Origin of the sequence: Pseudomonas sp. TUM22785 (genome assembly GCF_028198105.1) — a bacterium.
Classification (GTDB): domain Bacteria; phylum Pseudomonadota; class Gammaproteobacteria; order Pseudomonadales; family Pseudomonadaceae; genus Metapseudomonas; species Metapseudomonas solani.
Genome location: NZ_CP116239.1, coordinates 1286402 through 1307977, shown reverse-complemented (window position 1 = coordinate 1307977; position 21576 = coordinate 1286402). Strand labels below are relative to the sequence as shown.

At 67.2% G+C, this 21576-nt stretch carries 15 protein-coding genes; 4 read left to right on the top strand and 11 right to left on the bottom strand.

All coding sequences use genetic code 11. From position 1 onward, the window contains the following. Positions 1-440: 440 nt before the first annotated feature. The 10 genes from PI990_RS06125 to PI990_RS06080 form a co-directional block, all read right to left on the bottom strand. A complete protein-coding gene (locus PI990_RS06125; RefSeq protein WP_271660105.1) occupies positions 441-1394 on the bottom strand; it encodes an IS1595 family transposase in 954 nt (317 codons plus the stop codon). Positions 1395-1507: 113 nt separating this feature from the next. Then, entirely contained in the window at positions 1508-2308 is an 801-nt protein-coding gene (locus tag PI990_RS06120) for a YfaP family protein (RefSeq protein WP_271660104.1), read from the bottom strand. Between the two features lie 5 nt (positions 2309-2313). Next, complete coding sequence (locus PI990_RS06115; RefSeq protein WP_271661268.1) at positions 2314-3933, bottom strand: DUF2300 domain-containing protein; 1620 nt, start codon at positions 3931-3933, stop codon at positions 2314-2316. A 28-nt stretch (positions 3934-3961) separates the two neighbouring features. Then, on the bottom strand, positions 3962-8530 hold the full coding sequence (locus tag PI990_RS06110) for an alpha-2-macroglobulin family protein (protein WP_271660103.1): 4569 nt from the start codon (positions 8528-8530) through the stop codon (positions 3962-3964). Then, positions 8527-9189 (bottom strand): DUF1175 domain-containing protein, encoded by a 663-nt coding sequence (locus PI990_RS06105; protein WP_271660102.1) that lies wholly within the window; start codon positions 9187-9189, stop codon positions 8527-8529. Before PI990_RS06105 ends, PI990_RS06110 begins: the two co-directional genes overlap by 4 nt. Beyond that, the gene (locus tag PI990_RS06100) at positions 9174-10865 is read right to left on the bottom strand and encodes a DUF2138 domain-containing protein (protein WP_271660101.1); all 1692 of its coding nucleotides are present in this window, start codon (positions 10863-10865) and stop codon (positions 9174-9176) included. The genes PI990_RS06105 and PI990_RS06100 overlap by 16 nt, the downstream gene beginning before the upstream one ends. 35 nt (positions 10866-10900) lie before the next feature. Continuing rightward, positions 10901-11692, bottom strand: a complete 792-nt coding sequence (locus PI990_RS06095) for a YfaP family protein (protein WP_043246079.1) — start codon at positions 11690-11692, stop codon at positions 10901-10903. Between the two features lie 117 nt (positions 11693-11809). After that, positions 11810-12751 (bottom strand): AEC family transporter, encoded by a 942-nt coding sequence (locus PI990_RS06090; RefSeq protein WP_021217752.1) that lies wholly within the window; start codon positions 12749-12751, stop codon positions 11810-11812. A 339-nt stretch (positions 12752-13090) separates the two neighbouring features. After that, positions 13091-13651 carry a response regulator transcription factor gene (locus PI990_RS06085; RefSeq protein WP_021217751.1) on the bottom strand — a complete coding sequence of 187 codons (561 nt, stop codon included), beginning with the start codon at positions 13649-13651 and terminating at the stop codon, positions 13091-13093. 22 nt (positions 13652-13673) lie between these two features. Then, entirely contained in the window at positions 13674-14930 is a 1257-nt protein-coding gene (locus PI990_RS06080) for an ATP-binding protein (RefSeq protein WP_184488672.1), read from the bottom strand. A gap of 236 nt (positions 14931-15166) precedes the next feature. On the opposite strand from PI990_RS06080, the gene PI990_RS06075 reads away from it, so the two are divergent. From PI990_RS06075 to PI990_RS06065, 3 genes are all read left to right on the top strand, one after another. Then, the gene (locus PI990_RS06075; protein WP_271660100.1) at positions 15167-15880 is read left to right on the top strand and encodes an SIMPL domain-containing protein; all 714 of its coding nucleotides are present in this window, start codon (positions 15167-15169) and stop codon (positions 15878-15880) included. Between the two features lie 226 nt (positions 15881-16106). Next, on the top strand, positions 16107-17708 hold the full coding sequence (locus PI990_RS06070; protein WP_184488671.1) for an ABC transporter substrate-binding protein: 1602 nt from the start codon (positions 16107-16109) through the stop codon (positions 17706-17708). Between the two features lie 54 nt (positions 17709-17762). After that, positions 17763-19364 (top strand): ABC transporter substrate-binding protein, encoded by a 1602-nt coding sequence (locus PI990_RS06065; protein WP_271660099.1) that lies wholly within the window; start codon positions 17763-17765, stop codon positions 19362-19364. Positions 19365-19511: 147 nt separating this feature from the next. On the opposite strand, the gene PI990_RS06060 is transcribed toward PI990_RS06065, so the two are convergent. Continuing rightward, positions 19512-20726, bottom strand: coding sequence for a M24 family metallopeptidase (locus PI990_RS06060; protein WP_271660098.1), 1215 nt, complete (start codon positions 20724-20726; stop codon positions 19512-19514). A gap of 163 nt (positions 20727-20889) precedes the next feature. Here PI990_RS06060 and PI990_RS06055 point away from each other — a divergent pair, with 163 nt between their 5' ends. Then, a complete protein-coding gene (locus PI990_RS06055) occupies positions 20890-21453 on the top strand; it encodes a helix-turn-helix domain-containing protein (RefSeq protein WP_021217745.1) in 564 nt (187 codons plus the stop codon). The last annotated feature ends 123 nt before the right edge of the window (positions 21454-21576 follow it).

Sequence of the window (21576 nt, the reverse complement as noted above, 5' to 3'; positions counted from 1 at the left end):
TTCGCTCGGCCTCCTGGGAAGGGGCGTTTGGCGGCTGCTCCAACTTTCTTCGCCCAACGCATCACCACGTGGTGCGCACGAACTTTCGTAGGATGGGTAGAGCGGAGCGAAACCCATGCGGCGGAGGTTGCACAAACCTTTTTTGCGCCCGGAAAGGGCCGTGCTTGAGCGCTTGCATTAAAACCACAACAGCTAACGCAGACAGAGCCATGCTCTTCGTAGGGTGGGCCGGGCAGCGCACCGCTTCAGCCCACCGCCTCTCCGGTACCAGGCTGATCATCGAGGCCTGCTGAAGCCTTCTTGAAGGAACCTTGGTCGCTGCCCAACCTTCTTCGCTTGGTTTGGAAGAGTGCGCTCGTTGGGTTTCGGTGGGCTGAAGCCCTCCCTACGCAACGATCACGTTCGAGCGATGCGGGCAAATGTAGGGGCGAATTCATTGGCTATGTCTGCGTTAGCTGTTGCACTGGATAGCCGCCGAGCGACTCCTTCATACAAATCAACGGGTTGAGATCATTTCCATAACGCTCGAGCAGGCGTCGCCAGCCCAGGTAGTTCTCCAGGTACTTGGTCGCGACACCGTTGAAACGCTTCATCCAGAGCTTCAAGCGGCCGTGATAGGCGTTGACGTTCTGGATGTGAAAGGCGCCATCGGTGCGGCGCTTCTGGCGCAGGTTCACGCGATGGTGGGTAATGCCCTCTGCCTTGGCGAAGCTCTGGTAGATCGCGGCGCTGTCCGTGCACAGCACCGCGTCGGGATCGAGCAACGGCCGTAGCACTTCACCTACGTGCGCGGCATTGAGTTGTTTCAACTGGAAGTCGGCGTGCTGCCCACTCCGATCACGTACCACCAGGACCGGGATCTGCTCGGCCGTGAATCCTTTGCGCCGTGCTCTGCCCCCGCGCTTGCGGGCCTGACGTGACAGTTTGCGCTGACCTTTGAATGACTCCAGGAAGAAGGTCTCGTCGGCCTCGACAATCCCTGATTCATGCTGTGCTCGATGCTCGGCGATCAAGCGCAAGAAACGGTGCCTCCAGCGGAATGCGGTGTTCTTGTGAACCTCGCAATGTTCAGCGGCTTTGCGCACCGTCAGGCTTTTCACCATGGCTTCGGCATAGCGCCCCCAACACTCCCGATGACGCAGTCGAGCCAATGGCGTGCCCGTCAGCGCATTGCACGTGCGCCTGCAGGTTCGGCATCGGTAGCGGGCCAAGCCGTGACTGGATCCCCATGGGCGTAAGGCAGTGGCTTGGCAGTGGGGGCAATGCTCGGGAGGCTCCAGCGCCTCCGCCAGCATGCCCTGGGGGCAGGACAGCTGCGTTTGAAGCTGATCCCGCTGGGTTTGGTTGAGCTGAGTCAGGCGAGATAGCCAGCTCCGAAACTCTGTCGCACGCATGGCAGACCTCCTGAAAGAGATGCCGTAACGACAAGTCTAGAAGCTAGCAACACTTAACGCAGACAGAGCCAATTCATTCGCCAAGCGGCGCGCAGCGCCGCCATGCCTAGCGATCAGGGATAACTGAAGCTCTTCACCAGGGTCAGCTCACCCGGCTGGCGCATGGGCACGAGGAAGCTCTGCTGCTTCTCGTTGGCCGTGCCCTCTTCGCTGATCACGGTGATCTGGCCGATGGTCAGCGCCTGGCCCGGCGAGCTGCTTCCGTCCTCTTCGCTGCGGTAACCACCACCGTAGTAGTTCACGTAGACCAGGTACTGGCCCTTGAGCGGGGTCGGCGTGGCGATCATTTCCGGGCCGTAGCCGGTGGTCACGTCCACGTCCAGGGCCGCGCCGTTGGCCAGGGAGCGCTCGCCGTACCACACATGGCCACCATCCGGGGTCACCAGGTGCAGGTCGAGGTCGGTGTTGTCGCTGTCCCAGGACAGCACCACCCGCAGGCGCGCCGAGGCCCCGCCGCGACCGAGGCTATAGAACTGCACGCGGCGCTTCTGCTGGCCGTCGGGGCTGCGCACCTCAACGCTGTTACTGCCCCCCGGGAACACGAAGGGGCGGTCGAAGCCGCCGTCCTCGTTGATCTTCAGCGGCATGTCGATGCCGTTGACCACCAGCCGGCCCGGGCCCTGCGGAGCCTTGGCCAGGCCCGTGATGGCGCCCTTGATGCGCGCGGTGTCGGCCTGGTCCTCGGCGACGTTCACCGAGGACGCCGGGTAGTTCACCTGCTGCATGAAGTGCTCGCCGTTGCCGCTGCCTTCGCGCCAACCGCCACGGGGCGTGTCGAGGCGCACCTCGGCACTGGCGGCCAGGGGGATCAGGCTGAGAAGCAAGGGGGCGAGGTATCCGGGGCGCAGGCGCATGGGGGTCATTCCAGTAACAGGTGGCGGGCGAGGCGTTCGACGTAGTCTTCGTCCTGGCCGTTGGGGTGGGCTTCGAAGGCCAGGTGCAGGTATTCGTGGGTCAGGTCGAGGCGGTCCTGCAGGGAGAACAGGCCGCGCACGAAGATGCGCCGCCGCTCGCGGTCGACATGGGGCTTGCCGGAGGCCAGGCGGCACACGGCGAATTGCTGGATCTCGTCATAGCCGGGCTCGGCGTCCAGGGTGGCGCGCCAGCCGCGGCGCTGCGTGCGCAGCCACTCCTCGGCATTGGGCAGCGCCTGGCAGGCGGCCACGGGCTTGTCCCAACGGCTGAGGCTGGCACGGGGAAAGGCACGGGCGAGGATGGCGTCGTAGCGCAAGCCATCGCCGGCCTGCTGCACCGCCTGTTGCCAGGCCAGGCGATCGGGCGCCGGCTTGTCGCTGTGATAGGTCACCGGGCTGCCGGCCAGCACCAGGTCGGCGGTCCAGGCGGCGATGGCGCGGGCCTCGGCGGTGGCCGGGCGCGGCGCCACACGCTGGTTGGCGCTGCTGTCGTCGATGGTCAGGCACTCGCCACGGCGGCCGGCGTTCTGTTGCAGGTAGCTGCGGATGGCCACGGCCAGGGCCTTGGCCGCCTCCGCCGGCTGCGCCGAGGCTTCGCGTTGCAGCACGCGGGCCACGTAGTCCTCGCGTTGCAGGTGGGCGGTGAGCGTCTGGGCATCGCCCTGGCCTTCGAGGAACAGCTCGCCGTCGCTTTCGATACCCAGGCGGTTGCCATTGGCGAACTCCACCTCATAGCGCCCGCGTAGCATGCCCGGCGCCACGGCGGCGGCCTGCCCCTCGCGGCGTACCTGGCGCACCGGGTAGCGGGTGAACAGATCGACTTCGACGCAGGCGCCGGTTTCCGCTGGCCAGGTCGTGGGCAGTGTCTGCCCGAGTATCTCGGCGTAATCCTTGAGCACCCGCTGACTGGTACCCGGGCCACCGGCCCAGATCGGCGTGCCATCGGCCAGCCAGCCGGCGAAACCGCCCTGGCGTGCCTGGGCATCACCATCGGCCAGCCAGCTCCAGGTCTTGGCCCGCAGGCGCCCACCCAGGGCGCCCAGGGCGGCGGAATCGGGGGCCGACAGGGGCACGTCGAGCAGCACCTGGCGCGCCTGGGCCTGGGCCGGCAGGTGGGCCAGCTCGTCCAGCAGCTCGCCCACCGGCACCCGGGCCTGGGGCTGCAGCTGGTCCAGCCGCTGCAGCCAGCCGGCGCCCTGGCGCTCATGCCAGTAGCGCGACCAGTCGGCAGGGTCGAGGTGCAGTTCGGGGGATGAGAAGTACAGGCCGCAGGACTTCACCAGCGCCTGGTCCCGGTCGATGCGCTCGCCGGGGTTGCAGCAATAGACCTCGTCGCGGTCCTGGCCCTTGCATTGGTAGCCGGGGTCGGGGCGCGCGTTATCCACGAGGTAGGCGTAGACGAACAGTTTCCACAGGCTGCCCATGGGCGTCTGGTGCTCGGCGGGCAGCGGCCCGCGCGTGAGCACCCGGCTGCGGTCCAGCTGCAGCAGTTCATTGCCCTGGGGCCCACGCCAGGCGAGGTTCAAAGGCGCCTCGCCCGCGTGAAGCAACGGGGCCGCCAGCATCAGCAGGGCCCCGGCCAGGTGTCGCGTCCTAGTCAACCTTGATCCGTCCGAGCGCAGGTTCGCTCTCCAGCGCCTGCTCCTGGGGAGCGTAGAGGCGCTGGTAGCGGGCCGGCGGCAGTTCGAAGGAACCTTTCTGCGAGAAGCGCACCAGGTGTTGCAGCACCACGCTGCCTTGCAGGCTGTCCACCGGCACCGCGTAGAGCAGTTGGCCCGGCTCGTTGCGCGCGCGCTCCAGGGTTTCGGCTTCTTCGCCACCCAGGCCGGAGATCTTGATGCCCCAGGTGGTGCGCTCGACATCGGCGCCCGGCGGCAGCGGCACTTCCAGCATGCCGTAGCGCAGCGCGCGTTCGCCCTTGCTGGTGAGCACGATGGTGTCCAGGTAGAGGTCGTCGCTGGAGATGTCTTCCGGCTTCACCTCCTCGGCGGTGAAGTTGAAGGCCTCATCGCTGGGAACCAGGCGCAGCAGGCGGCGGGAAATCTCCACGTCCAGCTTCACCGGGGTGGCCTGGGCGCTGTTGAAGTCCAGGCGCACGTCCACCGGGTGCGGCAGGTCGGCCGGCAGTTCCAGCTCGCTCGGCACGCCCTGGCCTTGCCACAGCCAGTAGCCTTCGCCACTGGTGCCTTCGGCCGCGTGCCAGTCGCCCTGGGGCTTGAGGACGATGTCTTCGCTGTCCTGGCCGAGGGAACGCTGCAGCCAGGTCAGCGCCAGGGCGCGTTCCAGGGTGGCCTGGCCGGGTGCCAGGCGCTTGAGCAGCGAGGCGGCGCGTTCGCGGTCGGCACCGTTGACGTACAGGCCGATGGCCTCGCCAAAGGGCTGCTGGCTGGCGGCCAGGCGTTCGCGGGCAGCGCCAACCTGGGCGGCCAGCGCGTCCGGCACCTGGACCTGGACCTGGCGCGCCAGGCCGACGGTGAGCACCCGAGCAGCGGCAAGGCCCAGGGCCGAATCAGGCGCAGTCATCACCAGGCTCTGGCTGCCGTCGTCCGACAGGGCCTGGTCGCTGCCCTCCCCGGCGGCGGCCAGGTCGGCCATCAGGCCTTCCATCAGGGTGTTGACCGGCAGCTGCATCTCACGGGCGAAGCCGAGGATCAGCGCACGTTGCAGCAACGGCGTGGTCGGCGCCTGGGCGGCGTAGACGTCCAGCACGCGCTGCCAGTGTTCCACCGGCAGTTGCACCTCCAGGGCGCGGCTGGCGTACCAGTCGGCGTAGTAGGCATAGGCGGTGAGGAAGGCATCGGCATCCGCCTCGTCGCCCCACCAGGTGAAGGACGCTTCGGGGCCGGCCATCTGCACCAGGCGCAGGCGGCTGTTCTGCATGATCAGGCGCAGGCGGTCGCGCACGCGCGGCTCGCCCTGGGCCAGGGTCGGGTAGGCCAGGGCCAGCGGCAGCAGGCGGCTGGCGGTCTGCTCGACGCCGCCGTAGGGATAGCCGAGCAGGTCATCGAGCGCGCCCTTGAACAGGGAGCGGCCACTGTCGTCGAGACGCAGGCGGATGGCGCTGGCGTCAGCCGGCAGGCCCAGTTCGGTCTTGCCGGCGTAGGCGACGACGGTCTTCGCCTGGGCGCTCTGCCAGCCGCTGGCGGCCAGATGCAGGGCGACGTCCAGGGCGTCGACGGCCTGGCCGTCCTGCACCAGTTCGGCGTGGAAGTCACCATTCACCAGGGCGGTCTCGGCCAGGGGCAGGTAGTTGATGCCTTTTGCCAGTTCCACCGGGGTGCGCTGTTCCTGGCCGTTGTAGCGGGTCACCAGCTCGGCCTTGGTCGCGGCCTCGCCCTGGTTGAAGGCGAACAGGCCGAGGGCCGGCTTGTCGCCGCCACGGTAGGTGGCCGGGCCGCTCCACTTCAGGTACAGCGGCTTCTCGGAACGCACGAACTGGCGCTTCTGGCCGACCTGGCCATCGGCGTTGACGGCGCGGGCGGTGATGCGCCAGCGGGTCAGCGAGTCGGGCATGCGGAAGCTGAAGCGGGCCTTGCCGTCGGCGTCGGTGACCAGGTCAGGCTGCCAGGAGGCGGTGTCCACTTCCTCGCGGCGCGGACGCTCCAGCACCTTGACGCCACGGTCGCTGCGGTTGGCGCGGCCCGGGGCGCTGGGCGTGCCGGGCAAGGCCAGGTCGTAGGCGATGAACGAGAGGCTGGCGTTGGTGCGCACGTTGTTGCGGCGCGGGTGGTAGAAGAACTGGTCGATGCCCGGGGCGATCTCCGGCTGCAGCGCGTAGATCATCTCGTCCACCACGCTGACGGTGAGGCGCGAGGCGGTCGGCTTGCCGGCGTAGCGGGTGGTCAGCTCGACGGTGACCATGTCGCCGGGGCGCGCAGTCTCCTTGTCGGCGACGATCTGGATGTCGATCTGCGGCGTCGCCACCTTGATGCCGGCGTTCTGGAAGCTGTAGTCGCCGCCACGGGTGTAGAGCGCGGAGAAGGTGATGTTCGGCGAGAAGGTCTCGCCCACCGGAATGCGCGCGCGGTACTGGGTGTCGGACAGGCGCTCCAGCTTCAGCCAGCTGGCGCCCTTGGACAGCAGCGCGGTGGCCTCGACCTTGTCGCGCTCCAGGGTCAGCAGCGCATCGCTCACCGGCTCGGGGAAGGTGATCAGGGCCAGGGCCTCGTCACCGGCCTGGTACTCGGCCTTGTCCAGCACGATCTCGATGGTGCCGGCCACGGACTTGACGCCCTCGCCGCTCACCGAGTGGCCGGTGGCGCCGAGGATCAGGTCGTGTTCGTCCTTGAGGGTGATGCTGTAGGTGCCAGGGCGCTCGAACTTGAGGTCGAAGCCCTCGTCACCGGCGGACAGGCTGCCGCTGTGGCTGCTCTGGTCTTCCAGGCGCACCCAGTCGTAACGCGCCGGTTTCAGCTCGGTGGGACGTTCGCTGCGGTAAGTGAAGCGCACCGACTCGCCGGTGCTGCTGAAGCGCTGCGGGGCGCTCAGGACGTAACGGGCGGCGCCACGCTCGATGAGGATTTCCTTGCTGCTCTTGACCCGGTACGCGGCGCCATCGCTGGCGAACACGGTGAGCAGGTAGCGGCTGGGCTTCTCCGCGGCCGGCAGGTCGAACTCGGCACGGCCCTTGGCGTCGGTGGACAGCTCGCTGCTGGTCAGCTCAACGGGGAACTGGCCGAGGTACTGCAGTTCGTTGTCGATCATCGACAGCTGCTGGGCGCGCAGGCTCAGCTGCACATTGGCGTTGACCACCGGCTTGCCGTCCGGGTAGAGCAGCACCAGGGCGCCCTTGATCGGTTCGCCGGTGCGGAAGTCGGGCTTGGCCAGGTCCAGCGACACCTCGAAGTGCGGCTTGATGTAGTCGGCGACGCGGAAGGCGCTGCTGTAGACCTGGTCGCGGTAGTTGAAGCGCAGCTCGTAGCCACCGGCCACGGCGTTCTGCGGCAGCTGGAAGCGGCCGGCGGTGCCGGAGCTGGATTCCAGCTTCAGGTCCAGGGTCTGCAGCTGGGTGCCGTTGGCGTCCAGCACGGCCAGCTTGACCGGTGCGGCGCCGGGCGCCACCGAGTCACGGGCGTTCTTGAACTCGCGGCCGACGATCTTCACTTCCACCCAATCACCCGGACGGTACAGCGGGCGGTCGGTGAAGGCGTAGAGCTTGGTGTCGTAGATCTCGCTGTCGTAATAGAAGTTCTCGGAAACGAACACGCCGCCTTCGGCGTCCTCGCCCAGCACGTAGGAACGCTCCGGGCTGGCATGGCCGAGGCGCAGCAGGCCTTCGGCATCGGTGCTGCCGCTGGTCATCACGCCCAGGCCATCGGTCCACAGCACCTTGGCTCCGGCGACCGGGGTGCCTTCATGCTTGCGCGCGGTCCATACCAGCAGCTCGCCGCCGGTGATCTTGCTCACGGCGACGGTGTTGGAGACGAACACCACTGTGGTGGCGCGGTACTTGCCGACGATGGCTTCGGCCAGGTAAAGGCCCGGCTTGAGCTTGCCCAGGGGGATGTAGACGTTGCCCGGCTGGGTGCTGGTGAACTGGCTGGAGGAGCCGGCCAGCTCGACGCCCTTCGGCGGCTCGATGGGCTTGGCTTCCCACAGCGGGTAGCGGAACTGCGCGACCAGGGGCAGGCCCTTCATGGGGGCGTACTGCACCTGCGGGGTGAACTCGGTGGGGGTGCGAATGGCATCGCCCATCTTCAGCTCGGGGGCTTCCTCGGTGACCTGCTTGCGCGACTCGTAGGAGAAGGCGCGCTGCATCACCCGCCGCGACTTGCGGTACCAGTTGTCCCACAGGTAGCCGAGGGTGTTGGACAGGCCCTCGCCCTTGAAGTCGCCCTCGGCGACCACACGGTGCAGGTTTTTCTGGCGCTTGAGGAAGTCCAGCGGGTTGTCGATGCGGTACACCCGCACGTCGACGCCGCCGTAGCCTTCCATGCGGTAGCGGCGGTAGTCGCGGCCCGGCGCTTCGAGGCGCACCTTGGCCACCTCGTCGGCGGCGAAGCTGCTGTCGGAGAGCAGGAAGAAGGATTCACCCGCGAGCGGCGTGTAGCCGCTGGACGGCACCTCGTCCTCGGCCTGGGCGCTGCCGAAGGGCAAGGCCAGGGCGAGCAGGGCCGCCGCCGACAGGGAGGCGGCGCGGCGCAGCAGGCGGGCGGCAGTCATCGGGAGAGGAAGTGCAGCCGATAGATGCCGATAAAGTTGGGGTTGGATTCGTCGGGGATCCATCGGGTGTCCTTCCATGTCATGAGTTGTTGCAGGCTCACAGAGCGCATGCCGTTATCGGTCGGCGTGGTGGTTCCGGTGTGGTACGCGATGTCGCGGCCCATCCAGATCATCAGGTGCTGCTCGTCGCCCTGGTCGAAGAAGATCAGGTCGCCGGGCCGCGCCTGGTTGAGGTCGCGGCCGGCGAACCGGCTGTTGTACTGGATCAGCTTGATGGCATTCACATAGGGCCCGACCTTGCCGCCACCCTGCTGCCAGGTCTGCGCCAGGCGGCGCTGGCCTTCGCTGAGGTCCAGCTCCGGCGGCAGGTAGCGGTTGGACAGACCATTGGCACGCAGCCACTTGCCGTCATGGGGCTTGAGCGCCTCGTTGGCGGCGAAGCGCACCAGGCCGGCGCAGTCCTGCTGGTGCCAGCGCGGGCTCGGCCCCTGGCGCAGCTGCTCCTGGGCGATGCGCACGAACCAGGCGCGGAACACCTGGGACTGCTCGGCGTCCAGGGCGGGAACGTCGTCGGCGCGAAGGGCCAGGCTCCACGCCATCAACAGCGCGGCGAAGCCCAGCGGCAGGCGGGCCAGGGTGCGGGTCACAGCGGGCGCCATTCCAGCGGCAGCCATTGCCAGTCGGAACCGGCCTTGGTGCCCTCAGGCAGCGCCAGGGCGTACTTGCCATGGCCACCGAGGGCCCGCAGCTTGGGCAGCAGGTGGGTTTCGGCGGCGTTGCGGAACACCGGCTCGTAGTTGCTCGGCAGGCTGTCGAGGGTTTCGCGCTCGAGCAGCTTGGACAGGCCATCCGGGGCCATGAAGGCCGGCACCAGGGCGTCCTTGGGCAGGGTCTCGGCCAACGGCGGGAAGCGCTTGTCGAGGGTATCCAGGCCCTTGGTCACCAGCTTGTCGTCGAGGGAGAACAGCAGGGTGTCGCCATGGCGCGCCAGGCTCACGCGGAAGAAGCCGCTGGAGCCCAGGGCGTCCGGGTTGGCGTTCTCGCTGGCGGGGTACTGGCCGAAGTTGGAGCCGACGTCGCGGGTCCAGCGGCGGGTCTGGCCATTGGTCTGGTCGTCCACCGGGAAACGACCGCCTTCGACATAGGGCTCGTAGGCGCCGATCACCGAGCCGAACAGGCCCTCGATGGCGGTATCCAATTCAGGGGTGGCCGCCTCGCCCAGTTGGGTAACCAACAGCGGCGAGTGCAGGCGCGACTCGGCGTACCAGCACAGGCCGGCCGCGCCGTTCAGGCGTTTCTCCAGCTCGGCGGCGACGTCCTTGCCGGCGCCGACGCGGTCCAGCAGTTTGCCGGGCACACCCGGGGCCACCGGCAGGGCCACGCAGGCACTGGCGCCCATGGGCATGGCCTTCCAGATGGGGGTGAAGTCGAAGGCCGGCTGGTCATCGATCTCGTTGAGGGCGACGTAGCTGTGCCAGCCCTTGTCGTCCATCTCGAAACGCAGCCCGGCGAAGGACGGGAAGAAGCGCTGGTAGCCGAAGGCGACGTACTCGCCGGACAGGGCGATGCGCTGTTGCTCGGTGCCACGGGCATCCAGACCGAAGCGCTCGGGGAAGGGGTTCTCGCCGTCGAGCAGGGATTCCACCGACTCGGTGGCGTCCTTGGCCAGTTGGCCGGCCTCGTCCATCAGCATGCCGGGGCTGGACAGCACCAGCAGCTTGTCGCCGTGGCTGGCCAACAGCACGGAGCGGTCGCCCAGGTAGCTCAGGCGGTAGAGCGGTACGGCATCACCGTCCACGCGCAGTTCGCCGGCCTGGCTCAGTTGGCTGTCGTCGAGGGCGATGTGGGCCAGGGGCTCCAGCACCCGCGCCAGGCCACCGCGCTCGATGGTCAGCAGCACGTGCTTGAGCTTGCCGTCGGCGCCGCGCCACAGGGCGACTTCGGCGGGCTGGTCGAGCAGCTCGTCCAGCAGCGTGTCCTGCAGCTTGAGGTCACGCTCGTAGATGATCCGGCGCAGGCTGCCGGACAGCCCGAGGCGGTCGGCGTTGTCCTGGTAGTAGAAGACGAAGTCCTCGGTCAGGGTGTCGCGCAGCAGCGGCACGGCGAGGATGTCCTTGGGCAGGCGGCTCAGCGAGACGCTCTCGATCAGCGCGTCGGGGCGCTTGAGGTCGAGGCCCAGGGCGCTCTTCTCGGCCAGCTCGCGCGGCGGTTCCTTGGAGCACCCGCCCAGCAGGCCGAAGGCGGCCAGCGGCAGCAGCAGGCCGGCGGCGAGCACGCGCGGGTGGCGTGCCAGGGCCGGGCGGCGGGCCGGTTCGGGTGTGGTGGTCTGGCTCATGTCGAATAACCCCAGTTCATCCAAGCGTCGGGACATCAGAAATTGAAGGATTTGACGAGCAGCAGCTCGCCGATGGCGCGCAGCGGGACGATGAAGGTCTCGCGCTTCTCGTTCACGGTGTTCTCGTTGAACACCAGGCTGATCTGCGAGGTGATCACCTCGTTCTGGTTGCTGCCGGCATCGAAGTTGTAGCCGCCGGCGCCCAGGTTGCCCCAGTAGTTCACGTACACCAGGTAGGTGCCGTGCAGCGGCGCGGTCATGGTGAACATCTCGGGGCCCGGGCCATCGACGCTGTCGGTGTCCAGGCCGCCGCCGTTGCTCATCACCGGGTCCGCCCAGAAGGCGTGCTGACCGTCGGGTGTGACGATGTGCAGGTCGAGCTCGGCCTTGGGGTCGTCCCAGCCGAGCACCACGCGCAGGCGCGCCGGGGTGCGATGGGTGTTGGCTTCGTAGAACTGCACGCGGCGGAGGGTTTTGCCGTCGCCGGACACCACTTCCACGCCGTTGGAGCCGGCGCCGAAGGCATAGGGGCGGACGAAGCGGCCCTGGTCGTCGGTGTAGAGAGGCAGCGGATTGCCGTTGACCACCAGGCGGTGCGGCTGGCGCACCTGGCCGATGTTGGCCAGGCGGCCCTCGATCAGGGTGCGGTTGCGCTGGCCGCCACGGTCGATGGGCGGCGTGGGGTAGGCGACGGCGGGGTTCTCGCTGCGGTCCAGCAGCCCGGCGTAGCGCCAGCCGGCAGTCGGCCCCTCCAGCGTCGCAGACGGTTCGGCAGCCTGGGCCAGGGAGGCCAGGAGCGTCAGGCAGAGCAGGAGGGGGGCGCGCATGTTTAATCCTTTAACGGCGCAAAGGCGGTGATGCTAGAGCCTGACGAGGAGCCGCGCAATCCGGGGCGATGAGGAGTCGGAAGTTCCTCACAATTTGAAACATCTAACCTCGGAAAGCTAGATCATCCCCATCAGCTGCAAGGTCAGCAGGCCGATGTTGGTGGTGACCACCGCCGCCAGGGTGGTGACCACGATGATCGCCGCCGCCAGCTCGTGGTTGCCGTTCACCGCACGTGCCATGACGAAGCTGGCCGCCGCCGTGGGGCTGGCGAAATACAGGAAGAGGATCGCCAGCTCGGCATTGCGGAAGCCGCAGGCCCAGGCGCCGAGCGTGGCCACCAGGGGCAGCCAGACCATCTTCATCAGGCTGGCGCTCAGCGCCATCGGTCCGCTCGCGCGCAGGGAAGCCAAAGACAGGGTGCCGCCGATGCAGATCAGCGCCAGGGGCAGGGTCATCTGCGCGAAATACTCGCCGGAGGTGACCACCCAGGCCGGCAGCGGCAGTTGCAGGTAGGCCACCGGGATGGCCGCCAGCACGCCGATGATCAGCGGGTTGCAGAGGATGCTCTTGAACAGGCTCCAGGGGTCGGTCTTGGCGTTGGGCGCGTAGATGGCCAGCACCACCGAAGACAGGGTGTTGTAGCAGAGGATCACCACGCCCCCGAGCACCCCGCCCACCGAGAGCCCGTAGTCGCCGTACATGCTGGTGGCCAGGGCCAGGCCGATGATGCCGTTGTTGCCACGGAAGGCGCCCTGGGTGTAGACGCCGCGGTCCGCCTTCGGCACCCGCCAGATCGCCCAGAGCCAGGCCAGGCCGAAGCACACCAGCGTCGCCAGGACGAAATAGCCGATCAGCCGTGGCTGCAGCGCCGTGCGCAGGTCGGCCTGGACGATGGCGAGGAACAGCATGGTCGGCATGGTGCCGCGGAACACCAGCGAGGACGCGGTATCGATGAAGGGCGCATCGATCCAGCGCAGGCGACGCAGCAGAACGCCGAGGAAAAGCATGGAAAAGACCGGCGCGGTGATGCCGATGATTTGCTGGACGACGGCGAACATGGAAAGGCCTGGCGCGCGGGGATAGTTAGGCGGCTAAGGATAACCAAGTCGGGGCGGGAAGTGGCTTTCGTGAAGCTTTCAGGGGGAGAAAAACCGAGGGCGGCGCTGCGCGCCGCTTGGCGACTGAAGTCGCCCCTACAAGGCCCCTGCGAACCCGCGCTGCCAGGACGGCTCCGGCGTGGAGGTCGCCTTTTACCTCCACCAGACGGGGCCAGGGTCGGCACAGGAGTGTGCCCGGGGCTCCGGTATCGATGATTTAGCAAGTAAAGGAGAAGCGGTGGGCTGAAGCCCACCCTACACATCCCCAACAAGGCGCCGAGGTTTTATTCGGCGCCGGCGTCAGCGGCGGACCGGGCGCTTCTGCAGCTTGCGCTGCAAGGTGCGGCGGTGCATGCCGAGGGCGCGGGCGGTGGCGGAGATATTGCCGTCGTGCTCGGCCAGCACGCGCTGGATGTGCTCCCACTGCAGGCGGTCCACCGACATGGGGTTTTCCGGCACCAGGGTGTCCAGGTCGGCATGCTGGGACAGCAGCGCGGTGAGCACGTCATCGGCGTCGGCCGGCTTGCACAGGTAGTTGGTGGCGCCACGCTTGATGGCTTCCACGGCGGTGGCGATGCTCGAATAACCAGTGAGGATCACCACGCGCATCTCCGGGTCCAGCTCCAGCAGCTTGGGCAGCAGCACCAGGCCGGAGTCGCCGTCCATCTTCAGGTCGAGCACCGCGTAATCGGGCAGGTCGTCCTTGGCCACGACCAGGCCCTCTTCGGCCGAGCCGGCGACCGAGACCCGCAGGCCGCGGCGGCTCATGGCACGAGCCATGACGCGGGTGAAGGTGGTGTCGTCGTCCACCAGCAGGAGGTGGGGCTGCTCTTCGCCTTCGATCAGGGGTTCATCGCTCATTTCAACTCCTCGCGGGTTCAGCTCAGGCAACGCCGTAGCCTCGTGGCAGGCGCAACTCGGTGAGCGTACCGCCATCTTCATGGTTGTACAGTTTCACGGTTCCGCCGGCGCGGGTAACGCTGGCCTGGCTGAGGAACAGGCCGAGGCCGAAGCCCTTGCCCTTGGTGGTGAAGAAGGGCCGGCCGAGCTGCTCGGCGATGGCCAGGGGCACGCCGGCGCCCTGGTCGCGGATGCTCAGCACCACCCACTGGGGATCCCAGTTGAGGCGGATGTCGAGCTTGTCCGGGCAGGCATCGGCGGCGTTGTTCAACAGGTTGAGCAGGGCCTGGGTCAGGTCGGCCGGCGGCATCAGCCGCGGTGGCAGGCCGATGCCCAGGCACTGGTAGCGATAGGTGGCTTCAGGGCGCATCAGGTGCCAGCGGTTGAGGGTGACCTCCAGCCACTCCACGGCCGATTGCTCCACCACCGCCTGGCGTCGATCCGCCTCGGCGGCGCGCACCAGCTGTTGCAGGGTGTCCTTGCACAGGCGCACCTGCTCCTGCAGCAGGGCCAGGTCCTCCTGCAGGGAGGGCTTGTCGCCATACTCCCGACGCAGTTCCTTGAGCAGCACGCTCATGGTCGCCAGCGGCGTGCCCAGTTCATGGGCGGCACCGGCGGCCTGGGTGGCCACGGCCAGCAGTTGCTGGTCACGCATGCCCTCTTCGCGGCGCACCGACTGCAGCTGGTCCTGGCGGCGCAGCTCCTCGGTCATCCGCGCAGCGAAGAAGGTGATCATCGCGGCGGCCAGGGCGAAGCTCAGCCACATGCCGTAGATCAGCAGCGTCTCGCGCTGGGCCACCGGCATCTCCAGCGGGTGGAACCACACCAGCAGCAAGGTGTAGGCAGCCAGCGCCATGCCCGCCAGCACCAGGGTGTAGAGCCAGGGCAGCGTGGCGGCAGCGATGGTCAGCGGCACCAGGTAATAGGAGACGAAGGGGTTGGTCGAACCGCCCGAGTAATAGAGCAGCACGCTGTGGATAACCAGGTCGCAGGCCAGCTGCACCGAGTATTCCAGCTCGGTGACCGGCCAGGGCCCACGCAGGCGCAGGGCGGTGCTCAGGCACAGGACCAGGGAAACACCGAGGGTCACCGACAGCTCCAGCCAGGGCAGTTGCAGCAGCTGGGCCTTGTAGGCGAGCCCCACCGAACCGGCCTGGGCGGCCAGCACGAGGATGCGGATGAAGGTCAGGCGCAGCAGGTTCTGCCGGCTGGCGGATAACAATTGCAAGGGTGCGAGCATGGGTACTCCAGGGCGTCGGCGGAGTATAACCAAGGCGCCACGCGCTCCGCTGATATGCGTCAACTCGCCGCATCGTCGTGCGCCTTTCGTCGGCCGACGACGGGTCGCCCACTGGGTGGGCCCGACCGGAACGCAAAAAAATCTTCCAGGTCTTAACCCCGTTCGCAGCAGACCTGCGTCTAACCCCGTGACTGCTGCACAATCCGTGCACCCACTGCCTCTCACAAGGAGCCGTTATGCAAGCCATCACCCGCCTCGCCGCCGCCATCACCCTGTGCGCCGCGACCTTCGGCAGCCTCACCGCCCAGGCCGAAGACGCCCGCTACAACCAGGTGGCGCTGCGCGCCGAGGTCAGCCAGGAAGTGGCCCACGACCTGATGCACGTCACCCTCTACAGCGAATCCCAGAGCGCCGACCCGGCCAAGCTCGCCGCCGAAATCACCCGCACCATCAACGCGGCGGTGGAGAAGGCCCGTGCCACCAATGGCGTATCGGTGAGCCTGGGCAGCCGCAACAGCTACCCGGTCTACGACGACAAGGGTCAGAAGATCACCGGCTGGCGCGAGCGCGCCGAACTGCGCCTGGAAAGCCCGGACTTCGCCACCCTCTCCCAGCTCAGCGCCGACCTGATGGGCAGCCTGAAGATGGGCGGCATGGACTTCAGCATCGCCGACCCGACCCGCAAGAAGAACGAAGACGCCCTGATCAAGCAGGCCGTGGACGCTTTCAAGGCCCGCGCCCAGCTGGCCACCGAGGCCCTCGGCGGCAGCGGCTACAAGCTGGTCAGCCTCAACCTGAACAGCGCCGGCTTCCAGCCGCAGCCGGTGATGATGCGCGCCATGGCCGCCAAGTCGTCGATGTACGACAGCGCCCCGGCACCGGAAGTCGAAGCCGGCACCAGTCGCGTGACCGTCAATGCCGACGGCGTCATCGAGGTGCAGATGCCCTGATAACGGGCGGGAGCCGCGCTGCAACGGCGCGGCTCCCTTTTATCAACGGGTCATCCACGCGCCACCGCTTTTGCATATTTGCGACACCGCCTTACACCTTCGTCACAGCTTCTACACTCTCCCCTGCCCTCGGCTTGCCTCAGGCATGTGCCGTGCATAGGTTCTTGCAAGGTCCCTCACGAAGGGGCCCCTCACGATGACAACCACAACAAGACATGAGGTCAAAATGCGTAAAAACGCCGTCATCCAAGCGCTGCTCGCCGCCGGCCTGATCGCCGCCGCACCGTTCGCCAGCGCCGCCAGCAACCTGGTTTTCTGTTCCGAAGGCAGCCCGGCGGGCTTCGACCCCGGCCAGTACACCACCGGCACCGACTTCGACGCCGGCGCCGAAGCGGTGTTCAACCGCCTCACCCAGTTCGAGCGCGGCGGCACCGCAGTCGAACCCGGCCTGGCGGAGAAGTGGGACATCTCCGATGACGGCCTGACCTACACCTTCCACCTGCGCGCCGGCGTGAAGTTCCACAGCACCGACTACTTCAAGCCGACCCGCGAATTCGACGCCGACGACGTGCTCTTCACCTTCCAGCGCATGCTCGACAAGGACCACCCCTTCCGCAAGGCGTACCCCACCGAGTTCCCCTACTTCACCGACATGGGCATGGACGCCAACATCGCCAAGCTGGAGAAGCTCGACGCGCACACCGTGCGCTTCACCCTCAACACCGTGGACGCGGCCTTCATCCAGAACATGGCCATGAGCTTCGCCTCCATCCACTCGGCCGAATACGCCGACCAGTTGCTCAAGGCCGGCAAGGCCGCCGACCTCAACCAGAAGCCCATCGGCACCGGCCCCTTCGTCTTCAGCCGCTACCAGAAGGACGCGCAGATCCGCTACAAGGGCAACAAGGACTACTGGAAGCCCGAGGACGTGAAGATCGACAACCTGATCTTCGCCATCAACTCCGACGCTTCGGTGCGCTACCAGAAGCTCAAGGCCGGCGAATGCCAGATCACCGCCTACCCGCGCCCGGCCGACCTCGACGCCATGCGCAAGGACCCCAAGCTCGACGTGCCCCAGCAGGCCGGTTTCAACGTCGGCTACATCGCCTACAACATGGAGCACAAACCCTTCGACAAGCTCGAAGTGCGCCAGGCGCTGGACATGGCGGTGAACAAGCCGGCCATCATCAAGGCCGTCTACCAGGGCTCCGGCCAGCTCGCCACCAACGGCATGCCGCCGACCCAGTGGTCCTATGACGACAGCATCAAGGACCCGGCCTACGACCCCGAGAAGGCCAAGGCCCTGCTCAAGGCCGCCGGCGTCGCCGAAGGCACCGAGATCACCCTCTGGGCCATGCCCGTGCAGCGCCCCTACAACCCCAACGCCAAGCTGATGGCAGAGATGCTCCAGGCCGATTGGGCCAAGATCGGCATCAAGGCCAAGATCGTTTCCTACGAGTGGGGCGAGTACAACAAGCGCGCCAAGGCCGGCGAGCACGACGCCCTGCTGATCGGCTGGACCGGCGACAACGGTGACCCGGACAACTGGCTCGGCGTGCTCTACGGCTGCGACGCCATCGGCGGCAACAACTACTCGCGCTGGTGCGACAAGGGCTACGACAAGCTGATCAAGGAAGGCAAGGCGGTCACCGACAAGGACAAGCGCACCGCCCTCTACAAGGAAGCCCAGCAGATCCTCAAGCGCGAAGTGCCGATCACCCCGATCGCCCACTCCACCGTCAACCAACCCATGAGCAAGACGGTCAAGGACTTCCGCATCAGCCCCTTCGGCCTCAACTCCTTCTATGGCGTCAGCGTCGAGAAGTAGGCCCTGTCGGCGGGGCCGCCCGGCCCCGCCCCTCCACCCCCGAAGGGAAGCACCATGCGCCGATGCCTGTCGTCCCTCGCCCTGCTCCTGCCCCTCGCCTGCAACGCCGCCAGCTCCCTGGTGGTGTGCACGGAAGCCAGCCCCGAAGGCTTCGACATCGTCCAGTACACCGCCGCCACCACGGGTGATGCCGCTGCCGAAACGCTGTTCGACCGCCTGGTGCAGTTCGCCCCCGGCAGCACCCGCCTGCAGCCCGGCCTCGCCGAGCGCTGGGACATCAGCGCGGACGGCCTCACCTACGACTTCCAGCTGCGCCGCGGGGTGAAGTTCCACACCACGCCCTGGTTCACCCCCAGCCGCGAATTCAATGCCGACGACGTGCTCTGGAGCTTCCAGCGCCAGCTCGACCCCAAGCACCCCTGGCACGGCCTCTCGCCACGGGGCTTCCCCTACGCCGAATCCATGGCCTTCGCCCAGCTGATCGAGCGCATCGAGAAGCTCGACGACCACCGCGTGCGCTTCGTCCTGCGCCACCCCGAGGCGCCCTTCCTCGCCGACCTGGCCATGGGCTTCACCTCCATCTACTCCGCCGAATACGCCGCCAAGCTCCTGGCCGCCGGCACCCCCGACGCCCTCAACAGCCAGCCGGTGGGCACCGGGCCCTTCGTCTTCCAGCGCTACGCCAAGGACGCCCAGGTGCGTTTCTTCGCCAACCCCGACTACTGGAACGGCAAGCCCCCCAGCGACCGCCTGCTGCTAGCCATCACCCCCGACCCGAACGTGCGCATCCAGCAGCTGCGCGCCGGCGCCTGCCAGGTGGCCCTCTACCCCAAGCCCACCGACGTGCCCGCCCTGCGCGGCGCCCCCGGCGTGAAACTGGTGGAGCAGGACGCGCTGATGGTCGCCTACGTCGCCCTCAACACCCGCCATCCACCGCTGGACGACATGCGCGTGCGCCAGGCGATCAACCTCGCCTTCGACAAGAAGTCCTACATCCGCGCCCAATACGGCGAAGGTGCCGCCAGCGCCGCGGTCAACCCCTACCCCGCCACCCTGCTGGGCTACAACAGCGACCTCGACCCCTGGCCCCACGACCCCGAACGCGCCCGCCAGCTGCTGGCCGAAGCCGGCCACGGCAAGGGCCTCAAGCTGTCCATCTGGACCCGCCCCGGCGGCGGCCCCACCAACCCCAACCCCGGCATCGGCGCGCAGATGCTCCAGGCCGACCTGGCCGCCGTCGGCATCCAGGCGGACATCCGCGTCTTCGAATGGGGTGAACTGATCAAGCGCGCCAAGAACGGCGAGCACGACCTGGTGTTCATGGGCTGGGTCGGCGACAACGGCGACCCGGACAACTTCCTCACCCCCAACCTCTCCTGCGCCGCCGCCAAATCAGGGGAGAACCAGGCCGGCTGGTGCGACACGAAGTTCGACGAACTGATCCGCCAGGCCCGCGCAGAAAACGACCGGGAAACACGCGCCCAGCTCTACCGCCAGGCCCTGGCGATCTTCCACGAGCAAGCCCCCTGGATCCCCCTCGCCCACCCCAGGCTGTTCAACGTCCTCACCCCGGAAGTGGAAGGCTTCCGCATGAGTCCGCTGGGGTCGAATAACTTCGCGACCACGCGGCTGAAGGCGAAGCCGGGCACCCCGTAGGAGCGAGCTCTGCTCGCGAAGCCCTTTGCAGCTGTAGGTCGGGGGCAACCCGACAGCGCATGCGCAGGCACTCCCGGGCTGAAGCCCGGGCTACGACTCGGCACGACCAGAAAGAAAGAGCCCGCCTTGTCGGCGGGCTCTTCTGGATCATTCCAACCCGAACGGGTCGTCGATGGAGTGGCTGGGCTGGGTGAACCAGCGCGGGCCGTCTTCGGCCATGTAGAAGTGGTCTTCCAAACGGATGCCGAATTCGCCGGGCACGCAGATCATCGGCTCGTTGGAGAAGCACATCCCCGGCTCCAGGGGCGTGGCGTCGCCGCGCACCAGGTAGGGACCTTCGTGGATGTCCAGGCCGATGCCGTGGCCGGTGCGGTGTGGCAGGCCAGGGAGTTGGTAGTCCGGGCCGAAGCCGTTGGCTTCCAGGGAGCGGCGTGCGGCGGCGTCCACCGATTCGCAGGGGGCGCCGAGGCGGGCGGCTTCGAAGGCTTGCAGTTGCGCGGCCTTTTCGAAGTCCCAGAAGGAGCGCTGGCGTTCGCTCGGGGTGCCGAAGACGTAGCTGCGGGTGATGTCCGAGATGTAGCCGTGAAGCTTGCAGCCGGTGTCGACCAGCACCATGTCGCCGTCCTTGAGCACCTGCGGCTCGCGCACGCCGTGGGGGAAGGCGCTGGCGGGGCCGAACAGCACGATGCAGAAGTAGGAGCCGGGGGCGCCGACCTTGCGGTGGGCCTGGTGGATGAATTCCTCGACCTCGGTGGTGCTGATGCCGGCGCGGAGGATGCTGGCGGCGGCCTTGTGCACTTCCAGGGTCATGTCCTTGGCCCGTTGCATCAGGGCGATCTCGGCGGCGGACTTGCGCTGGCGGCAGTGGCCGGTCACCCGGGCGCCGTCGATGAAGTCGTAGGCGCTGCCTTCACGGCGGATGCCGTCGAACATGAAGAAGGGCAGGCTCGGGCACAGCGCCACCCGGGCATCGGCGGCCAGGTTCAGGTCGGCGAGCATGTCCAGCAGCAGGCGATAGGGGTTCTCGTGTTCCTGCCAGGTGCGGATCGCTCCCGGGACCACCTGGAAATCGCGCACCGTGCCTTCCTCGAAGGCCGGGGCGATGTATTCCAGCTGGCCGCTGGCCGGCAGCAGCGCGCCCACCAGGCGTTCGCTCGGGTGCCATTGCACACCGGTGAAATAACGCAGGTTGCTGCCCGCGTTGAGGTACAGGGCGGCGATGCCCTGCGCCTGCATCAAGGCCTGGGCACGCTCGATCCGGGCCTGGTATTCGGCCAGCCCGATGGGGCTGCTCCCGGCGGTCATGTCACGCAATCCGGCGAGCGCCTGCTCCGGCGTACTTCCGCCTACACCCCTGGTCATCGCTGAAACCTCTTTGTCCGACAATTGCGGCGAAATTTAAGTGAGACTTAAATAGAGGTCAAAACAAATTTTCAGTCCCACTTAAAAAACATCCGCCCCCTGCGGCGCTTTCACGCAGGCCCCGTGCCGTTATACTGGCCGCCTTCCAACAAGAGCCCTCGCCATGTCCGTAGATCGCATCGGAGAACGCTTGCGCCGTTACAGACGCGCCGCCAAGAAGACCCTGAACGAGGTCGCGAGCGAGTCCGGCCTCACCGCCAGTTTCCTCTCCCAGGCGGAGCGCAATCTCACCGGTGTGTCGATCTCGTCCCTGGCGAGCATCGCCAAATCCCTCAACGTTCCGCTCAACGTCCTCTTCGATCAGCCGCCCCAGCCACAGCCCGATTCCCACCAGGGCGAGCGCGTGCGCTACACCATCGAGGGCCAGCCGCTGGCCTACGAGCGCCTGTCCACCTCGTTTCCCGGCAACCTGCTCAACGCAGTGAAGATGAACATGCCGGTGGGTTACCAGTCGGAGCTCATCGCCCACGAAGGCTCGGAGTTCGCCTATGTACTTTCCGGGCAGATCATCTACACCATCGAGGGTCGGCAATATCCTCTCAGCGCCGGCGATTCGGTGCACTTCGATGCGGGCAAGGCCCATTGCCTGGCCAACGCCGGCAGCGAAATGGCCGAGGTCCTGACCATCACCACCATGCCGCTGTTCGACGACCACAGCGCTTCCTGAGCCCTTTCCACAGGGCTCCCGCAACGCCCATGCACAGGACTGTGACGCGCCAATGTTAGTCGCGCTTAATTTCTATTGACCGGAATTTCAGCATGACTTAATTTCGGCCTCGGCTGTTTGCCG